Source organism: Paenilisteria riparia FSL S10-1204 (assembly GCF_000525995.1).
In the GTDB taxonomy this organism is placed as follows: Bacteria; Bacillota; Bacilli; order Lactobacillales; family Listeriaceae; genus Listeria_A; species Listeria_A riparia.
Genome location: NZ_AODL01000029.1, coordinates 39,244 through 56,187, shown reverse-complemented (window position 1 = coordinate 56,187; position 16,944 = coordinate 39,244). Strand labels below are relative to the sequence as shown.

The following is a 16,944-nucleotide window of genomic DNA, read 5'->3' as shown; positions in this document are numbered from 1 at the left end:
CTTTTTTACACCTAGATGTCATACCGGTAATTGTAAAAGTCCACGTTCTATTAGGCTTGCCATTGCTTGTAATACAGCAATTTTTACGTGTTCATAGGTCAGACCACCTTGAACATATAATTGGTATGGCTCGCGAATTGGACCATCAGCAGTCAATTCTAAACTAGCGCCTTGAATAAATGTTCCTGCTGCCATAATGACATCATTTTCATAGCCAGGCATATAAGCACCTTCGGGAGTTACGTGCGCATTGATTGGAGACGCTGATTGAATCGCTTGGGCAAAAGCAACCATTTTTTCTTGGTCGTGAAAAGATACACTTTGAATAAGATCCGTTCGCGATGCATCCCAGACTGGATCCGTTTTGATTGCGCATGCCGCTAACATTCCGGCTGTGAACCGCGCCCCTTTTATAGCTTGTGAAACGACATGTGGCGCTAGAAAAAAGCCTTGGTACATTTCTAATAAGCTATATAAAGATGCGCCTGCTTCCGCTCCGATTCCTGGTGTCGTTAAACGGTATGCGCAACGTTCTACTAAATCACTGTGTCCCGCAATATACCCTCCAGTTTTCGCTAGCCCACCACCAGGATTTTTAATTAAAGAACCCGCAATCAAATCTGCACCAGCTTCAATTGGTTCTGTCATTTCGACAAATTCGCCGTAGCAATTATCTACAAAGACAATAACATCCGACTTTATTTGACGAACATGAGCAATCATTTCTTGTATTTGCGCAATCGTGAACGACGGCCGGTCTGCGTATCCTCGCGAACGCTGAATACCAATCATTTTTGTTTTCGCCGTTATCTTTCTCCGTACCGTTTCTAAATCTACTGCACCGTCTGCAAGTAACGGCACCATGTCATATCCAATCTGATATTCTTTCAATGAACCTATGCCCGCACCCCGAACACCAACGATTTCTTCTAACGTGTCATATGGCGCGCCTGTCACATATAACAAATCATCTCCAGGTCGCAAAACGCCGAATAAAGCTGTCGCAATCGCATGTGTCCCAGAAATAATTTGCGGCCGAACTAACGCAGCTTCCGCTTTGAACACATCCGCATATACACGCTCTAATGTATCTCTGCCATCGTCATCATAGCCATAACCTGTTGAAGGCGTAAAATGAAAATCGCTAACTCTGTTTTTCTGAAAAGCTTGCATGACTTTCCATTGGTTTTCTAGTGCTATCTGCTCGGTTTCTTGTTGCAATGGCAAAATCTGTTTTTCCACTTGACTAGCTAATGCTTGTAGCGGCTCAGGTATTTGATTAAAAAATGTTGTCATTTCCTCGGTTCCTTTCGTGCTTGATACCCTTTTAATTGATAATTTTCCGTCTCCTCATCAAATGTTTCTTCAATGACGACCGTTTTTTGTTTGTATTGATATAACGCATGTCCATCACTCACCGGAATCGTCACAATGTACGGTTGCCAAATTTGTTTAATCTCCCATAACATATGCTCTTTTAAAATGGCTTGGGAGGATGGCTCTAGTGCACTAATTTGGACATAGTTCGGCTGCGTTGGAATAAAATAAGGTAACTGCTTGTCCGCTTTATTATAGATCGTCAAAATAGGAATATGTTGCATCTCCAGTTCTGCTAAAAGTTCAAGTACCGTTTTTTCATGCTGTACATAGTCTGGATTCGAGCAATCTACCACATGCAACAGTACATCAACATTCGCAGTTTCCTCTAGCGTCGAGCGAAACGCAGCCACCACCGTCGTTGGCAAATCCTGAATAAATCCAACTGTATCCGTCAAAAGTGCCGTGTAACCTTGCGCAAATCCTAGTTTTCGCGTGGTCGGATCAAGTGTCGCAAACAACTGATCTTCTTCCAGCGTCTTCGCGTCGCTTAAACGATTGAACAGCGTCGATTTACCAGCATTCGTATAACCAATCAAGCCGAACCTGAAAATATCCTGATCATTTCGCCTTGCCGTCATCCGTTCTCGGTGTTTCACAATAACGTCTAGCTGCTTCTTAATATCCACCATCTTTTGCCTAATATGGCGCCTATCCATTTCAAGCTTCGTTTCCCCAGGGCCACGCGTCCCAATCCCACCACCAAGCCGTGACAAAGAAATTCCCTGTCCGCTAAGTCGAGGTAATAAATACTGATACTGCGCCAAAGCCACTTGCAATTTCCCTTCTCGCGTTTTGGCCCGCATCGCAAAAATATCTAAAATCAACTGCGTCCGATCCAAAATTCGCGCATCAACTACTTTCGCGATATTTCGAACTTGCGTCGCACTCAATTCACTATTAAATAAAACGATATCGACATCCATCTCTTCCACAAATGCCGCAATCTCTACCAATTTTCCCGAACCGAGAAATGTTGCCGGATGTATTCGTTCCCGTTTTTGCGTTACTTCACCGACTACGTCTGCCCGCGCCGTCTTCGCCAACTTACCCAGTTCTAGCATCGAATAATAAAAATGTTCCTCACTTACTTTTGGCAATTCACAGCCAACTAAAATCGCTCTTTCCATCGCTTGATGTTCGCCCCTCTATTCTTGACCTCATGCCTAATCGTAGCATAAAAGCTAGCACATGAAAAGCCGAATGTTCATGGCGCAACATAGCACACACAAACATTCGGCTGGGTAATCATTTTGTTATTCTGATTACTTATTCATCATCTGATTTCAATGCCACATTTTTTTGCGGCGAAAATGTTGATATCGCATGTTTAAACACTAGTTGTTGCTTACCATCCACATCGAGTAGCACAGTAAAGTTATCAAAGCTAATAACACGTCCGCGCAACTGGAACCCATTTGTTAAAAACACTGTTGCCAAAATTTTCTCTTTCCGCAATTGATTTAAATAATGATCTTGTAACCCTTGCCCACCTTGTTTCATATTGAATCTCTCCTATTCTCTATCTTTATCAGTTATCTTTATTTTAAACGAAATGCGGCAGAACTACAAATCGCACTCCCTAAAAAAAGATTCTTTTTTCTATGCTAGTTTCAAATACCCTTTTTGGTTATAGTTAAAACCCTTTTTTCCTTGCTAAAAACTGTTTAATCTCGCTTGTAATCACGCTTTCCATTTCTGGTTGATCGACATCAAACCAACGCACATCCATGCGATTTCGAAACCACGTTAATTGCCGTTTAGCAAAGCGCCTAGAATTTCGTTTTAATAAAGTAATCGCATCCTCCAACGTTATATTGCCATCAAAGTATGTAAACAGTTCTTTATAACCGATGCCACGCACCGCTGGCACATCGCGCAAACCACTGTCGTATAAAGCTTTTGCTTCCTCTAACAGCCCTTGCTCCATCATGATATCGACACGTAAATCAATCCGCGCATACAAAAGTTCCCGTTCGCGTGTCAGCCCAATCAATAACGGAGCAAACTCGCTCGCCTGCTCTTCTTGGCTCTGCAACTCCGAAAACTTCTTACCCGAAAAATGATACACCTCCAATGCACGAATGATGCGTCTGGGATTGTTCGCATGCAGTCTTTCCGCACTTTCAGGGTCCACTTTTTGCAACATGTCTAATAATTTATCACCAGATTTCTCTGCTAAAGCTTCACGATAAGCCGCGTCGCCCGCTACCTCAGCGAATGTATAGTCATAGAGTACAGATTGGATGTATAAACCGGTTCCTCCAACGATAAACGGAATTTTTCCAGATTGCCAAATGTCGCGAATAAGGCGATGTGTTTCCTTTTTAAAAATGGATGCATCATATGGTTCACTTGGTTCGGTAATGTCGATTAAATAATGCGGAACACCAGCCATTTCTTCAAGGGTTATTTTAGCTGTGCCAATATCAAGTCCCTTATACACTTGCATCGAGTCACCGCTTATGATTTCACCGTGGAACTGCTTGGCTAGGTTAATGCTAAGCGCTGTTTTCCCAACCGCAGTCGGACCAACGATAACAATAACTGGAATCTTATCCAAAAAAACCTCCCCTTTCGATATCTCCAATGTATCATAAATTAGAGATTTGTAAAGGGAGGTTAGGATATCATGCCTATTATTTTTTAATGCCAGTCTGCTGGTTCACGAGCATCGGCAATTTGTGTTTGTAATTCGGTTACAAGTTTTGCTTTTGTTTCTTCATCCCACCGGAATAACTCGTCCATATCTGCGATAACAGCTTCTTTCCATTCTAGCAAATATGGCATATCGAACAGTAAGTAACCCGTGCGACGTAGCAAAAAGTCAATTGGATGTACAACAGATTCGTGATAAATCGCGTAACGTAATTGCGCATATAAACTATTTGGTAACTCGGAGGTACCTTTTTCTTTATGTTCTTGCGCATAGGTGAAGACAAGATCAATATTAGAACCGTAGCGTTTCGCTAGTTCACGCCCTTCTGCTAACGTCCAGCCAAAGCGATTATTGCCTTCTTTCGCTTTCTTCTCAATGAAAGCATCGATATTAGCAGAACCACCGACATCGCCACCCGAGATTGGTAAATGATGCGTTTGTACCGTTTTAAACTTCTTGCCTGTTTCTTTTGCGAGCGATTTGGATACCTCATCGAGTAGTTTCTCTGCCATTTTACGATAGCCAGTTAGTTTTCCACCGGCCATTGTTATTAAACCACTTTCAGAGAACCAGACCTCATCTTTACGAGAAATTTCAGATGGATCTTTTCCTTCTTCATAAATGAGCGGACGCACGCCAGCCCAGCTTGATTCGATGTCATTTTCGCTGATATGCACATCTGGGAACATATAATTGATGGCTTTAATTACGTATTGGTGGTCTTCTTCATTTGCTTTTGGATTAATCACCATTTCATCATACACTGTATCCGTTGTTCCGACATACACTTTCTTCTCTCGCGGAATTGCAAATACCATGCGACCATCTGGTGTATCAAAATAAACAGCCTGTTCCATCGGGAATTTCGATTTATCAATGACAAGGTGAATCCCTTTCGTTAAGCGAAGATGTTTATTGTTAGTCGTATAATCCATTTTTCGAACTCGGTCAACCCAAGGCCCCGCAGCATTAATCACACGGCTACCTGTAATATCGAAAACTTTACCCGTAATCAGATTACGCGCTACAACACCAGTCACATGTTTTTTGTTATCATAAAGAAAATTCTCTGCTTTAGTGTAATTGATAACTTTCGCTCCTAATTCGACGGCTTTTTTCATCACTTCAATTGTAAGGCGGGCGTCATCTGTACGGTATTCCACGTAATAACCTGATCCCTTCAAGCCATCTTTCTTAACAAACGGATTTTTAGCTAATGTTTCTTTTGCAGATAAAATTTGGCGACGTTCGTCTTTTTTCACGCCTGCTAAGTAATCATAAAGACGTATTCCGAATGAAGCGCTTAATTTACCCATATTGCCGCCTTTGTGGAACGGTAGCATCATCCATTCTGGCGTTGTTACGTGCGGGCCATTTTCATAAACGATAGCACGCTCTTTTCCCAAATCTGCCACTTCTTTAATTTCAAATTGTTGCAAGTAACGCAAGCCTCCGTGCACTAATTTTGTGGAACGACTTGAAGTTCCTGCTGCAAAATCTTGCATTTCAATAAGCGCCACACTCATGCCGCGTGACACCGCGTCTAATGCGATACCTGCACCTGTGATTCCTCCACCAACGATGACTAAATCAAATGTCTCCTCCGCCATCTTCGTTTGAATTGTCTCTCTGTCAAAAGCTGAAAATAATTGCACCATTCTCGTTTCCCCCTTCAATGTTTAAGCCTATTTATTATCTGTTTTCCACTTTCGATCCAAAATGAAACCGAACACAAAAAAGGAGAGACTACAAAATAAGCGATTGCGCTCGCTATTTGCAGTCTCTCCGTATCTCAGACAATAAGTATTATTAACTTGTAACCAATTATAGTACACCGCTTTAACAAAAGTAAAGCTATTTGTTTCTTTTTTTTCGAAGTTTCACTGCCTTCTCCGGAAAATCCGTCATAAAGCCAAGCACGTTTTCACTAAAAAGCGTTTCGATTTGTCTGTCCTGATTTGCCGTCCAGCACCTTGTTGGAACACCTACAAAGGCACCATTATTACGAATCTTATACGGAGGGTTGATACTGTCTAATCGTAGCCCCTCTTTTTGCTCCAATGCCTCTTCAAATTCAAGGCCTGTAATTGCTGAAAGTTTAATCTCCGAATCTAATTCGCGTAGCCTTCTAAGCGTTTCTATGTTGAATGAGCAAAATAAAAAGCTAAGGCTCCCCACATTTTTTTTGCACTGCTCTAATACTTTCGCTTCGATACCGGGATAATCGTAAACATCAGTCTTTAATTCAATATTTAAAATTAACGGGTATTTATTTAGTGTTTGGAGAGCTTCTTGTAAGGTTGGAATCTTTGTTTTCTTAAATAAAGCCGCAAGATGTTTACGATAACCTTGATGCGCGTCTAATTTTTTTAGTTCTTTTAGCGTTAGTTCACGTACCAGGCCTGAGCCATTGGTTGTACGATTGACAGTATCATCATGAATAACTACCGGGACACCATCCTTAGATAATTGTACGTCTAATTCAATGCCATCAGCGCCGACCCTTACTGCTTCTAAAAAAGCGGGTATTGTATTTTCTGGATGTGTCCCTTTACTGCCTCGATGAGCAAATATTTCTGTCATCTTCTTCACCTCGTCATATACGTCATATTTCATTCTTTATTATACATAGATATGACCATTGTCTCAAATTTTTTAAAAAAACCGATTATTTTGCCCCCTATCGAATTACAGTCGAGCGTGGATGTGTTATTATAGGGTATGTAGTTGGACACATTGGTTGACGAAAATATAATTCGGAAGCTAGTGATATCATTTTACCCACTACGGATTTTAGCAAGCGATGGGAAACATTCTTTCCATATAGATTTGCAGTTAGGAGAGATTGCATGGAGAGATCCGCTCGACATAAAAGAAAATACGTACCGAGCATAGACGGACTTCGAGCATTGGCAGTTATTGCCGTTATCGCGTACCACCTAAGTTTTGGGTGGGCTTCTGGTGGTTTCCTAGGAGTTGACATCTTTTTTGTTTTATCAGGTTATTTAATTACGAATATTTTATTAACAGAATGGGAAAATAACGAACGGATTGATTTAAAGAGATTTTGGATTGGGCGTTTTAGACGGTTGATTCCCGCAGTTTACTTGATGATTGTAGTTGTAGTCGTTTTTGCAGTTATTTTTAATCGACCGTTACTCGCAACTTTACGTGGGGATGCCACAGCTTCGTTTCTTTACGTGAGCAATTGGTGGTTTATATTCCATAATGTCTCTTATTTCGACTCATTCGGGATGGCCTCACCATTGAAAAATTTATGGTCGCTAGCGATTGAGGAACAATTTTATCTAATCTGGCCCTTATTTTTATTTGGTGCCTTGAAATTTATCAAAAAACCAAAAGTGATTTTGCGAATCATTATTATTGCAGCTATCCTTTCAGCAGTATGGATGGCAATTCTTTACTCTCCAGATGGCGATCCTAGTCGTGTATATTACGGCACCGATACACGAGCCTTTGGTTTGCTACTCGGTGGAGCACTAGCTTTTGTCTGGCCGTTTACAAGACTTTCGCCGAACATTCCGCGAAAAGGCAAATTAACAGTAAATATTGCTGGAACTGTAAGTATCTTGATTTTCTTGTTTTGCGTTGTTAATTTGAATGAATATGATTCCTTCTTATACCGTGGTGGTATGTTCTTAATAGCAATTAATGCGATTGTGATGATTGCAACGATTGCCCATCCTGCTTCTTATCTAAGTAAATTGTTTAGTTTTAAACCATTACGCTGGATTGGCATGCGATCATACGGCATTTATTTATGGCACTATCCAATTATTACGTTGACAACACCAGTTACAGAAGTCGGCACACCAAACTTGATACGTGCAGCCTTACAAGTAGCTGCAACATTAATTATCGCCGAGTTGTCTTATCGATTTGTGGAGACACCGATTCGAACAAATGGATTTATCGCTTATATCAAATCTTTTCGTTTCCAAAATCTATTACATTGGCGAGGTTATCCTGTCGGGAAATGGGCACTAACCGCAAGCCTTGTTATTATTTTAGGATTTTTCGCATTAGGTATGAGCAACTTAATTCCGGTTAAATCAAATGCAGAAGGCACACAAAAAACAAGTGTCAAAACAGTCACGAAAACTGAAACACCAAAGAATAGCACAACACAAGAGACAGTAAAGAAAAAAGCTACGGCACCACCACCTAAAAAAGAAGTCGCAGCTACACCACCAGATCAAATTAAATATGTCAAAACCGTTGCTATCGGTGATTCACTTATGATTGATATCCAACCTGTCCTAGAAAAAGCTGTTCCAAACATCGCGATTGATGGACTCGTTGGACGTCAAATGGTTGATGCGCTAAATACGGCAACCCAATACGAAAGCTACAACGCAAATGGCAACGCAGTAATTATCGAACTCGGAACAAACGGCCCGTTCGCATTAAAGAAAATGGAAGAACTTGTTCAAATGTTTGATAAAGCAAGCATCTATCTCGTAAACACACGTGTTCCTCGTCAATGGGAATCAGAAGTTAATGAGTCCATCAAGAAAATTGATTCGGAATACGACAATGTGACACGTGTAGATTGGTATAGCCTTGCCGTCGACCATCCAGAATATTTTGGTCGCGACGGCGTCCATTTAACGAAAAAAGGAGTAGCGGCATATGTCAATTTACTAACTCATAAAATGGCAAACAAATAAAGAAAAGGAGTTTGGCAATTTCGCCAAACTCCTTTTTAGTTATAAAAAAACTAGTCGCTCCTGTTCGTTGAAAAGCGTTCGAATTTCCTTAGATTGAAACAGCGCATCTTGTTCTTGGTAAAATAAATACAACATCAACACACGATCAAAAGCGATACTAATCGCAATACTTTTCGGGCGAACTAACGTTTCTCTATGTCTTTTGCCTTTTAAATCAATATAAAAACTTCGCCCCGAATCCCAATCCGTCTCCAAATTAATGGAATCTGGCTTCTGCTCATTTTCAAAACTATACAAATGTTTTGGTATGTGCAATCGCAAAAAAAGACCTAGTGCTCGTTCCACTGTTGCAACATCTGGGCTCATATCATAGTCCGTATCACGCAAATACGCTCTGATTTTATGCACATATTTTTGCCTATAATGACTACGCATTGTCCATAGATAAAAAGTCCGAGCTCCCTCGCATTCGTCAGAAAATGTTGCTAAATGCTCTCTTTCCAATAATTTTGCCTGTCTGCTGCGAATGTAAAAATAATGCCATTGTTCACTTTTAGATAATCGCTCACGCTCTAGTCGATAATAGTCTTCATCGCTTTCGTGGTAAGTCTCAACTCCATTTTTAGTGACAATAATTTGCTCCCCACGTTGCTGCAATAATCGACAAATACGCTCTAATTCCATAAACCAAATTCCTCTCCTAAAAACTATTCCTCCACTTTCAAATAGCCATAATCCATGAGGTTTTTGATAGAGGCGACAATCCATAATTCTTTTTCTACATGTATACGTCCTTTTAAGTAGTGGCGCAATCCATAATCAATAATTTCTTGTTGCTTTATTTCTTTCTCGCAAACTATTTCAAATGATTCAATAACGCTGTACTTAGCAGTTTGCTGAATTTCTAAGTTTTTATTTATCTTCTTTTTTTGGATTCCTTGCAGCTTATTTATAGCCTCATTAAAACGCTTCAACTTAAAATCCATTTCATTTTGATGCATAAACGACAGGTTGTTCATCTCATTCCCACCTTTCCATAAACTTCTTGTCTACTATAGGTGTTTCCGCTTTCACCATAAAAAGGAAAAGAAGGCCACAGCTTCAGTGACCTTCATCGTTGTGTATATATATACAATCTAACACATTCCTGCTAAACTGTAAATGTTTTTACAAACTATTCCCCGAAAACTTGTGGCCATTCTTGTTTTTTTGGCTAGAAAATTGCGTGCCAATTCTTGTGCACCTTCTAAACTATGACTTGCCGCCCAACCACATTGTACTTCGTTACATGCAGGAACTTCTGTAGCTTCCAACACATCAAGCAGTGTTTTTTCCAAAATAATTAGCACATCATCATAATCCGTATGGTTAATCAGCGACATATAAAAACCAGTTTGGCATCCCATTGGGCTGATATCAACAATCTTATCCGAATGGTTACGCGATAACTCAGCCATCAAATGCTCTAATGAATGCAAAGCGGGCATTTCCATATGTTCTTTATTAGGTTGCATAAAGCGCACATCGTATTTATAAATTTCGTCACCATGTGTCCCTTTTTTTTGACCAGCCAGCCGAACATACGGGGCCTTTACTTTTGTATGATCTAAATTGAAACTTTCTACGTTCATTTTTTCAGACATAGTACAAACAATCCCTTCTTTTTAAAAGAACGATTCCTAGGACGGACTTCTATATTAGGAATCGTTACTTGTTATTATTCTACCGTACTTTCGGCTATGGGGCTAGCGATAACCATGTTTCTACCGGAACGCCTTCTAATTGCTCATCCATTACAAATGAGCCGTTGGAATAACGATCAGTCACGCGCAAGTTCGCAACATTTAAGTCTACAACTACGTCTTTGTTTGTAGCAATATGAATGATATCGCTATTATCTGCTAAATCTAAACTAATAAAGCGATGCGGGCTATTTTTTAGTTCGCGTAACATGAGTAAGCCGCGCTTAGCACGCGAAATTGGTTCGAATTCGGATAATTTCATTCTTTTTGCTGAACCGCGTTGTGTGATTAGGACAAGATCTTTTTTCTCGTCTGATGCGATAACCGCAACTCCTGCTACAAAATCTCCTGCTTTAAGGTTCATTGCCTTCACACCAGCTGTACGGGCGCCCGAAACAGGTACTTCGCTAACTGCATAACGTAATCCATAGCCATTATGACTTGCTAAGAAGACATCTTCTGTACCATTAATGACAGACACAGAAAGAAGCCTATCATCTCCTTTTAAGTTCATTGCCATCAATGTTTTCGAGTAACGTTGTGGCTGATAATTCAGTACCGCGGACGCTTTTATCATGCCATTTTTTGTTGTGAAGAGGAAGTTATCGGTTTCACTGAATGTCTTCATTGGGATTGCAGCAATGACATCTTCGTCTCCAGAAGCATCTGTGACAAGGTGGCTAATGTGCTCGCCTAAGCTCTTCCACTTAATGTCTGGCAACTCATGCACTGGACGATAAATATAATTCCCCTTACTTGTAAATAAAAGTAATGCATCCATTGTATTCATCGACTGCACAAAAATCGCATGATCGGTTTCTTTCATCGACAAATCTTCCCCGTTAGAAGCCGCATAAGAACGCATACCTGTACGTTTCACATAGCCTTCTTTCGTTACAGAAACAACGACTTCTTCGCTGGCTACAAGCACTTCTGTATCGATTTTGATTTCTGTAATTTCATTTTCAATGCTTGTCAAACGCGGTGTTTTGTAAGCTTTCTTAATACCTTGCAGTTCTTCTTTCAAACATTGAACAAGGTTCGCTTCATCACCTAAAATAGCTTCTAGTTCAGCGATTAATTTCGCCAATTCTTCTGCTTCTTGTTGTAGTTGCGTAATATCGGTATTTGTTAAGCGATACAATTGTAAAGAAACAATAGCCTCTGCTTGCTTTTCGCTGAAATCATAATTCGTTTGTAAATTTAACTTCGCATCTCGTTTATCTTTAGAACCACGAATAATACGAATGACTTCATCCAGAATAGACAAAGCTTTCATCAAGCCGTCAATAATGTGTTGGCGAGACTTGGCACGTCTAATATCATATTCTGAACGTCTCGTAATAATCTCTTTTTGATGCGCAATGTAGGCATCCAACATCGAAATAACACCCATCAACTGCGGACGTTTATTAAAAATCGCCACCATATTAAAATTATAGGAAATTTGCAAATCGGTATTTTTGAAAAGGTAGTTCAGTACGCCGTCAGCATTCGCATCTTTTTTAAGTTCGATAACAATACGTAATCCAGAACGGTCTGTCTCGTCACGCACTTCAGAAATGCCTTCGATTTTTTTATCGATTCGCAAGTCATCCATTCGTTTCACAAGTGTTGCTTTATTGATTTCATATGGAATTTCTGTAATAACGATTTGTTGGCGTCCTCCGCGCATATCTTCAATTGTCGTCTTGGAACGAACAACAACGCGTCCTTTTCCAGTTTCGTATGCTTTTTGAATCCCATCGATACCTTGAATAATACCGCCCGTTGGAAAATCTGGACCTTTAATATATTTCATAATGTCGCTCGTGGAACAGTTCGGATTGTCCAGTCGCTTCAACACGCCATCAATAACTTCCGTCAAATTATGTGGTGGAATATCAGTCGCATAACCTGCCGAAATCCCCGTGGAACCATTCACTAACAAGTTGGGAAAACGACTCGGCAATACCGTCGGCTCACTCGCCGTATCATCAAAGTTCGGAACAAAGTCGACCGTCTCCTTGTCCAAATCGCGTAATAGTTCCGCCGAAATTTTCGAGATCCGCGCTTCCGTATAACGCATTGCAGCAGGCGGATCACCGTCCACACTCCCGTTATTTCCATGCATTTCAATTAGCGTATTGCGGACTTTCCAATCTTGACTCATCCGTACCATCGCTTCATACACTGAAGAATCTCCGTGCGGATGGTAGTTACCAATCACATTACCGACCGTTTTCGCCGACTTGCGGAAACCTTTTTCTGCCGTATTGCCTTCCACATGCATCGCAAATAAAATCCGTCGCTGTACTGGTTTCAAACCATCACGCGCGTCTGGCAATGCCCGTTCTTGAATAATATATTTACTGTAGCGGCCAAATCGATCGCCCAGCACTTCTTCTAATGCTAAATCTTGAATTTTTTCATCTGGAGAACTCATTCGCCTGCCTCCTCAATAATCATGTTTTCATTTTCTAAAATGCTTTGGTCTTCTTCCAATGTAAACTCGACATTTTTCTCAATCCAGTCACGTCTTGGCTCTACTTTGTCACCCATCAATGTCGCCACACGACGCTCAGCGCGCGCGAGATCATCAATCCGTACACGTATCAGCGTTCGCGACTCTGGATTCATCGTTGTGTCCCATAGCTGGTCAGCATTCATTTCACCAAGTCCTTTGTAACGCTGAATGATATAGCCTTTACCAATTTTCTTGATGGCAGCGTCCAACTCGTCATCCGTCCAAGCATAGGCCATCACTTCTTTTTTACCAGCACCTTTACTTACTTTATAAAGCGGCGGCAAAGCGATGTATACTTTTCCAGCTTCCACAAGCGGTCGCATATAACGATAAAAGAACGTAAGTAGCAACACTTGAATATGCGCTCCATCTGTATCGGCATCGGTCATAATGACGACTTTATCATAATTACAATCATCCACTTCAAACTCAGCGCCAACACCAGCGCCGACCGTATGAATAATCGTACTAATCTCTTCATTCTTCATAATATCTTGCAATTTCGCTTTTTCCGTATTAATAACCTTGCCACGCAAAGGTAAAATCGCTTGAAAACGGCGATCACGACCTTGTTTCGCCGAACCGCCAGCAGAGTCACCTTCGACAAGATACAATTCATTTTTTTGCGGGTTGCGCGATTGTGCTGGCGTTAATTTACCGGAAAGCGATGTTTCAGAACGTTTGCGTTTCTTTCCGTTTCGCGTTTCCTCACGCGCTTTTCTAGCCGCCTCACGTGCTTCGCGTGCCTTCACCGCTTTTTTGAGCAACAACGCCCCAGCTTCTGGATTTTCCGCTAGAAAATAACCAAGATGTTCCGCTACGACCGCATCAACCGCTGGACGAGCTTCTTGCGTCCCAAGTTTTTCCTTCGTTTGTCCTTCAAATTGTAACAAGTTTTCCGGAATTCGAATCGACAAAACCGCTGCTAACCCTTCACGAATATCGCTGCCTTCTAGGTTCTTATCCTTCTCTTTTAAAACACCAACTCGACGCGCATACTCATTGAATACCCGTGTCATCGCCGCCTTCATCCCAGCTTCGTGCGAGCCAGCGCCCTTCGTTCGAACATTATTAACAAAGCTCAAAATATTTTCTGCGTAGGCATCATTAAATTGGAAAGCCATCTCTATTTCAATCGTATTATTTTCACCTTCAAATGAAACAACAGGATGCAAAACGTCCTTGCCCTCGTTAATATATTCCACAAAGTTCTTCACGCCGTCTTCAAAATGAAACTTCTCTTCCATCCCGATACGCTCGTCTACCAGCTCAATATCCATGCCTTTTAACAAAAATGCTGATTCGCGTAGTCGTTCCGATAAAGTCTCATAATTATAAGACGTCATAGAAAAAATCGTTTTATCAGGTTTAAAACGAATCGTCGTTCCTCTTTTGTTAGTTTTACCAAGCTTGCGCAACGTACCAACTGGTTTACCACCATTTGCAAAATCCATCTCGTATGTAAAACCATCTCGGTGAATCGTCACTTTTAACCATTCAGAAAGCGCATTAACAACCGAAGAACCTACACCGTGCAAGCCTCCACTTGTTTTATAACCGCCTTGACCGAACTTACCGCCAGCATGTAATACCGTTAGAATAACTTCAACAGTCGGTTTTCCTGTTTTATGCATACCGACCGGCATTCCACGACCTTCATCCGATACACTGACACTTTCATCGGTATGCAATACTACTTTAATTTTCTTTCCGTAGCCAGCTAACGCCTCATCTACAGAATTATCCACGATTTCATATACTAAATGATGCAATCCGCGCGCATCCGTTGAACCGATGTACATCGCAGGACGTTTACGAACAGCTTCAAGCCCCTCGAGTACCTGAATCGAATCATCATTATATTCATTTTTTGAACGACTCATCCTTTTTTTCTCCTTCCGTTTTATGCTTTATCTAGCTGTTTACCCATATCTACAAGCTAACCAAACACATGTGCTTAGCCACTACCTTATCAGAATAGCACTATCCAACAAAATAATAAAGCCCCATCAACAAAAAATTTTAGACAAGTCAAAAGCCTCTATCAACAAGAGGCTTCTACTCGCAACTATTTATCTAGTCTACCACTATCCCTTACCAGAAAGCAAATACTCCACCATAATACAGCGATCCATAATGACCGTATGCCCTCTTTCTTTCAAAAAATCATACGCCGTTTCATCCGAAATTCCAGACTGTGCCCAAAAGACATCTGCATCTATAGCGTCAAATTCTTCTGCAAGCGCCGGCAAAAATTCCGACCTCCGAAAAACGTCCACAATATCAACATGTCCTTCAATATCCGCAAGGCTTGCCACTGCTTTCTCACCTAGCACTTCGTCTACCTTAGGATTCACCGGAATAATCGTATAACCTTCTTGTTGCATACGTTCCGATATTTGATAGGACGTCCGTTCTGGATTATCACTGAGCCCAACAACTGCAATCCGTTTTGCTTTGTTCAAAATCTGATGAATCTCCGCTCTTTCAGGATTCAATATCGCCATCGAAATCCCCTCCTATTACGCCTATCATAGCGGATAAGTTTAGAAAATAGCAAGCTATAACTTCACGTTTCACTTATTTCGCCACTTTTTCTCGAAACAAGAAAAACTGTTCTAAAATAATCGCAAAAACACTGCCGACGATAAGTCCGTTATTTAATACCGCAACGACTGCAGCTGGCAAACCTTGTGTTGCCGTTGGAGATAAGAACATCACGCCAACACCTACCATCAATGAAATACCGATAACAAGATACGCATTGTCTTCTCCGCTCGTAATGTTTTTTAATTCTTTTAAAGCCATAACGACCATATTCGAGAAAAGTACGAAAGTTACCGCATAGCCTACAGGAGCTGGCAACGCGCTCATGACGTTCATAATCGGAGGAAAAAGCGTTATGCCAATGACCAGCATACAGCCAATCAAGAACGGTTTAATCGATTTTTGTCCCGTTTGCGAAACAAAGCCCGCCGCACCAGAAATCGGTACCGAACCAATCGCTGAAAATCCGCCACCAAGTAGTTGGTTTACACCAGAGATAAGTCCGCCGCGTTTATACCTGTTTGGATCACTCGGTTTATTTCCCGCCACAATCGTTTCCATCAACCGAACAGATGCGACTAAATTCGTAATCAGAAGTAGCGTAATGAAAATCGCGGTTGTAATCACACCTGAATCAAATGTTGGTGGACCAAAGGCGAATAATTTCGGCATATCAAACCACGAATGCGCCTCGCTAACATGCGGTGCTTTTCCAGCAACTAAAAACAAGCCCCAGCCTAGTATCAAACTAAAAATAACCGAATATTGACGTAACCACATTATTTTGGAGCGACCAAAGGCGAATGTGGCAATAATGACAATCGCGCTCAGCAATGCCATCCAAGGGTCCATTTTTGCATGATTCGCAGAGATTCCGAACATCCCCTTCATAAAGGAGCCGCTAAGTTGTAAAACGAGTAACATCAAGTACACAAAGGTGACAGTTGGCGTGAATAATTTAGCGAGAACGCCGATAAAGCCGCTGACAGCTAAAATAATGAAAAATACACCACTGACAAGCAAGCCGCCAGACAATGCCTGTAACGCCTCAATATTCGATGTATAAAGCACACCAATAAATCCTGCGTAAATAGTAAAAACGCTCCACCACAAACCTGCGGGTCCTTCATGAATGGGCAACCGGTGTCCAAGCAATCCTTGCAATAGCCCCGCAATACCTAAAACAAAAATTGTGCGCTGCATAAAGCCTGCCGTATCAGCAGCACTTAACTGGTATAAATCGGCAATCGCAATCGGCGCCACAATCGCAGCCGCAATCATGAAAATCATCCATTGCAAACCAGCAATACCTACTCTCATCTGAAAACCTCTTTTCTTTTGTGTTATTTTCTGATATTTCCTGCAATGGCAAAAAACTTTACAACCATTTATTTTACGCCATATTTGTAAAAAAGTCTATAA

The 16,944-nt window shown here is 41.2% G+C and carries 13 protein-coding genes and 1 pseudogene; 1 reads left to right on the top strand and 13 read right to left on the bottom strand.

The window, feature by feature from the left end; genetic code table 11:
• Positions 1-18: 18 nt before the first annotated feature.
• From PRIP_RS13635 to PRIP_RS13610, 6 genes are all read right to left on the bottom strand, one after another.
• Positions 19-1,296: a methionine gamma-lyase family protein gene (locus tag PRIP_RS13635; protein ID WP_149023835.1), complete on the bottom strand. Its 1,278-nt coding sequence runs from the start codon at positions 1,294-1,296 to the stop codon at positions 19-21.
• Positions 1,293-2,507, bottom strand: coding sequence for a GTPase HflX (gene hflX, locus PRIP_RS13630; protein ID WP_036101725.1), 1,215 nt, complete (start codon positions 2,505-2,507; stop codon positions 1,293-1,295). The genes PRIP_RS13635 and hflX overlap by 4 nt, the downstream gene beginning before the upstream one ends.
• A gap of 139 nt (positions 2,508-2,646) precedes the next feature.
• Positions 2,647-2,880, bottom strand: coding sequence for an RNA chaperone Hfq (gene hfq, locus PRIP_RS13625; protein ID WP_036064844.1), 234 nt, complete (start codon positions 2,878-2,880; stop codon positions 2,647-2,649).
• Between the two features lie 133 nt (positions 2,881-3,013).
• Positions 3,014-3,940 carry a tRNA (adenosine(37)-N6)-dimethylallyltransferase MiaA gene (gene miaA, locus PRIP_RS13620; RefSeq protein ID WP_036101723.1) on the bottom strand — a complete coding sequence of 309 codons (927 nt, stop codon included), beginning with the start codon at positions 3,938-3,940 and terminating at the stop codon, positions 3,014-3,016.
• Positions 3,941-4,023: 83 nt separating this feature from the next.
• The gene (locus PRIP_RS13615) at positions 4,024-5,694 is read right to left on the bottom strand and encodes a glycerol-3-phosphate dehydrogenase/oxidase (protein WP_036101721.1); all 1,671 of its coding nucleotides are present in this window, start codon (positions 5,692-5,694) and stop codon (positions 4,024-4,026) included.
• A 196-nt stretch (positions 5,695-5,890) separates the two neighbouring features.
• A complete protein-coding gene (locus PRIP_RS13610) occupies positions 5,891-6,619 on the bottom strand; it encodes a glycerophosphodiester phosphodiesterase (RefSeq protein ID WP_036101719.1) in 729 nt (242 codons plus the stop codon).
• Between the two features lie 266 nt (positions 6,620-6,885).
• Between PRIP_RS13610 and PRIP_RS13605 the strand changes: the two genes are divergently transcribed.
• The gene (locus PRIP_RS13605) at positions 6,886-8,727 is read left to right on the top strand and encodes an acyltransferase family protein (protein WP_036101717.1); all 1,842 of its coding nucleotides are present in this window, start codon (positions 6,886-6,888) and stop codon (positions 8,725-8,727) included.
• A 39-nt stretch (positions 8,728-8,766) separates the two neighbouring features.
• On the opposite strand, the gene PRIP_RS13600 is transcribed toward PRIP_RS13605, so the two are convergent.
• The 7 genes and pseudogenes from PRIP_RS13600 to PRIP_RS13570 all read right to left on the bottom strand — a co-directional run bounded on the left by PRIP_RS13600 (position 8,767) and on the right by PRIP_RS13570 (position 16,842).
• Positions 8,767-9,411, bottom strand: coding sequence for a hypothetical protein (locus PRIP_RS13600; RefSeq protein WP_036101715.1), 645 nt, complete (start codon positions 9,409-9,411; stop codon positions 8,767-8,769).
• A 23-nt stretch (positions 9,412-9,434) separates the two neighbouring features.
• A complete protein-coding gene (locus tag PRIP_RS13595) occupies positions 9,435-9,746 on the bottom strand; it encodes a hypothetical protein (protein ID WP_036101712.1) in 312 nt (103 codons plus the stop codon).
• A 155-nt stretch (positions 9,747-9,901) separates the two neighbouring features.
• Positions 9,902-10,370 (bottom strand): annotated as a pseudogene (locus PRIP_RS13590) (S-ribosylhomocysteine lyase).
• Between the two features lie 94 nt (positions 10,371-10,464).
• Positions 10,465-12,894 carry a DNA topoisomerase IV subunit A gene (gene parC / locus PRIP_RS13585; RefSeq protein ID WP_036101710.1) on the bottom strand — a complete coding sequence of 810 codons (2,430 nt, stop codon included), beginning with the start codon at positions 12,892-12,894 and terminating at the stop codon, positions 10,465-10,467.
• Positions 12,891-14,858, bottom strand: a complete 1,968-nt coding sequence (parE, locus tag PRIP_RS13580; RefSeq protein ID WP_036101708.1) for a DNA topoisomerase IV subunit B — start codon at positions 14,856-14,858, stop codon at positions 12,891-12,893. Before parE ends, parC begins: the two co-directional genes overlap by 4 nt.
• A 204-nt stretch (positions 14,859-15,062) precedes the next feature.
• A complete protein-coding gene (locus PRIP_RS13575; RefSeq protein ID WP_036101706.1) occupies positions 15,063-15,482 on the bottom strand; it encodes a CoA-binding protein in 420 nt (139 codons plus the stop codon).
• Between the two features lie 73 nt (positions 15,483-15,555).
• On the bottom strand, positions 15,556-16,842 hold the full coding sequence (locus tag PRIP_RS13570) for a purine/pyrimidine permease (protein WP_036101704.1): 1,287 nt from the start codon (positions 16,840-16,842) through the stop codon (positions 15,556-15,558).
• Positions 16,843-16,944: the final 102 nt, after the last annotated feature.

What these genes read in the sequence shown, in the direction of transcription:
- PRIP_RS13635 (WP_149023835.1), bottom strand. Translation starts at nt 1,296, where the DNA reads ATGACAACATTTTTTAATCAAATACCTGAGCCGCTACAAGCATTAGCT.
- hflX (WP_036101725.1), bottom strand. Translation starts at nt 2,507, where the DNA reads ATGGAAAGAGCGATTTTAGTTGGCTGTGAATTGCCAAAAGTAAGTGAG.
- hfq (WP_036064844.1), bottom strand. Translation starts at nt 2,880, where the DNA reads ATGAAACAAGGTGGGCAAGGGTTACAAGATCATTATTTAAATCAATTG.
- PRIP_RS13615 (WP_036101721.1), bottom strand. Translation starts at nt 5,694, where the DNA reads ATGGTGCAATTATTTTCAGCTTTTGACAGAGAGACAATTCAAACGAAG.
- PRIP_RS13610 (WP_036101719.1), bottom strand. Translation starts at nt 6,619, where the DNA reads ATGACAGAAATATTTGCTCATCGAGGCAGTAAAGGGACACATCCAGAA.
- PRIP_RS13605 (WP_036101717.1), top strand. Translation starts at nt 6,886, where the DNA reads ATGGAGAGATCCGCTCGACATAAAAGAAAATACGTACCGAGCATAGAC.
- PRIP_RS13600 (WP_036101715.1), bottom strand. Translation starts at nt 9,411, where the DNA reads ATGGAATTAGAGCGTATTTGTCGATTATTGCAGCAACGTGGGGAGCAA.
- PRIP_RS13595 (WP_036101712.1), bottom strand. Translation starts at nt 9,746, where the DNA reads ATGAACAACCTGTCGTTTATGCATCAAAATGAAATGGATTTTAAGTTG.
- parC (WP_036101710.1), bottom strand. Translation starts at nt 12,894, where the DNA reads ATGAGTTCTCCAGATGAAAAAATTCAAGATTTAGCATTAGAAGAAGTG.
- parE (WP_036101708.1), bottom strand. Translation starts at nt 14,858, where the DNA reads ATGAGTCGTTCAAAAAATGAATATAATGATGATTCGATTCAGGTACTC.
- PRIP_RS13575 (WP_036101706.1), bottom strand. Translation starts at nt 15,482, where the DNA reads ATGGCGATATTGAATCCTGAAAGAGCGGAGATTCATCAGATTTTGAAC.
- PRIP_RS13570 (WP_036101704.1), bottom strand. Translation starts at nt 16,842, where the DNA reads ATGAGAGTAGGTATTGCTGGTTTGCAATGGATGATTTTCATGATTGCG.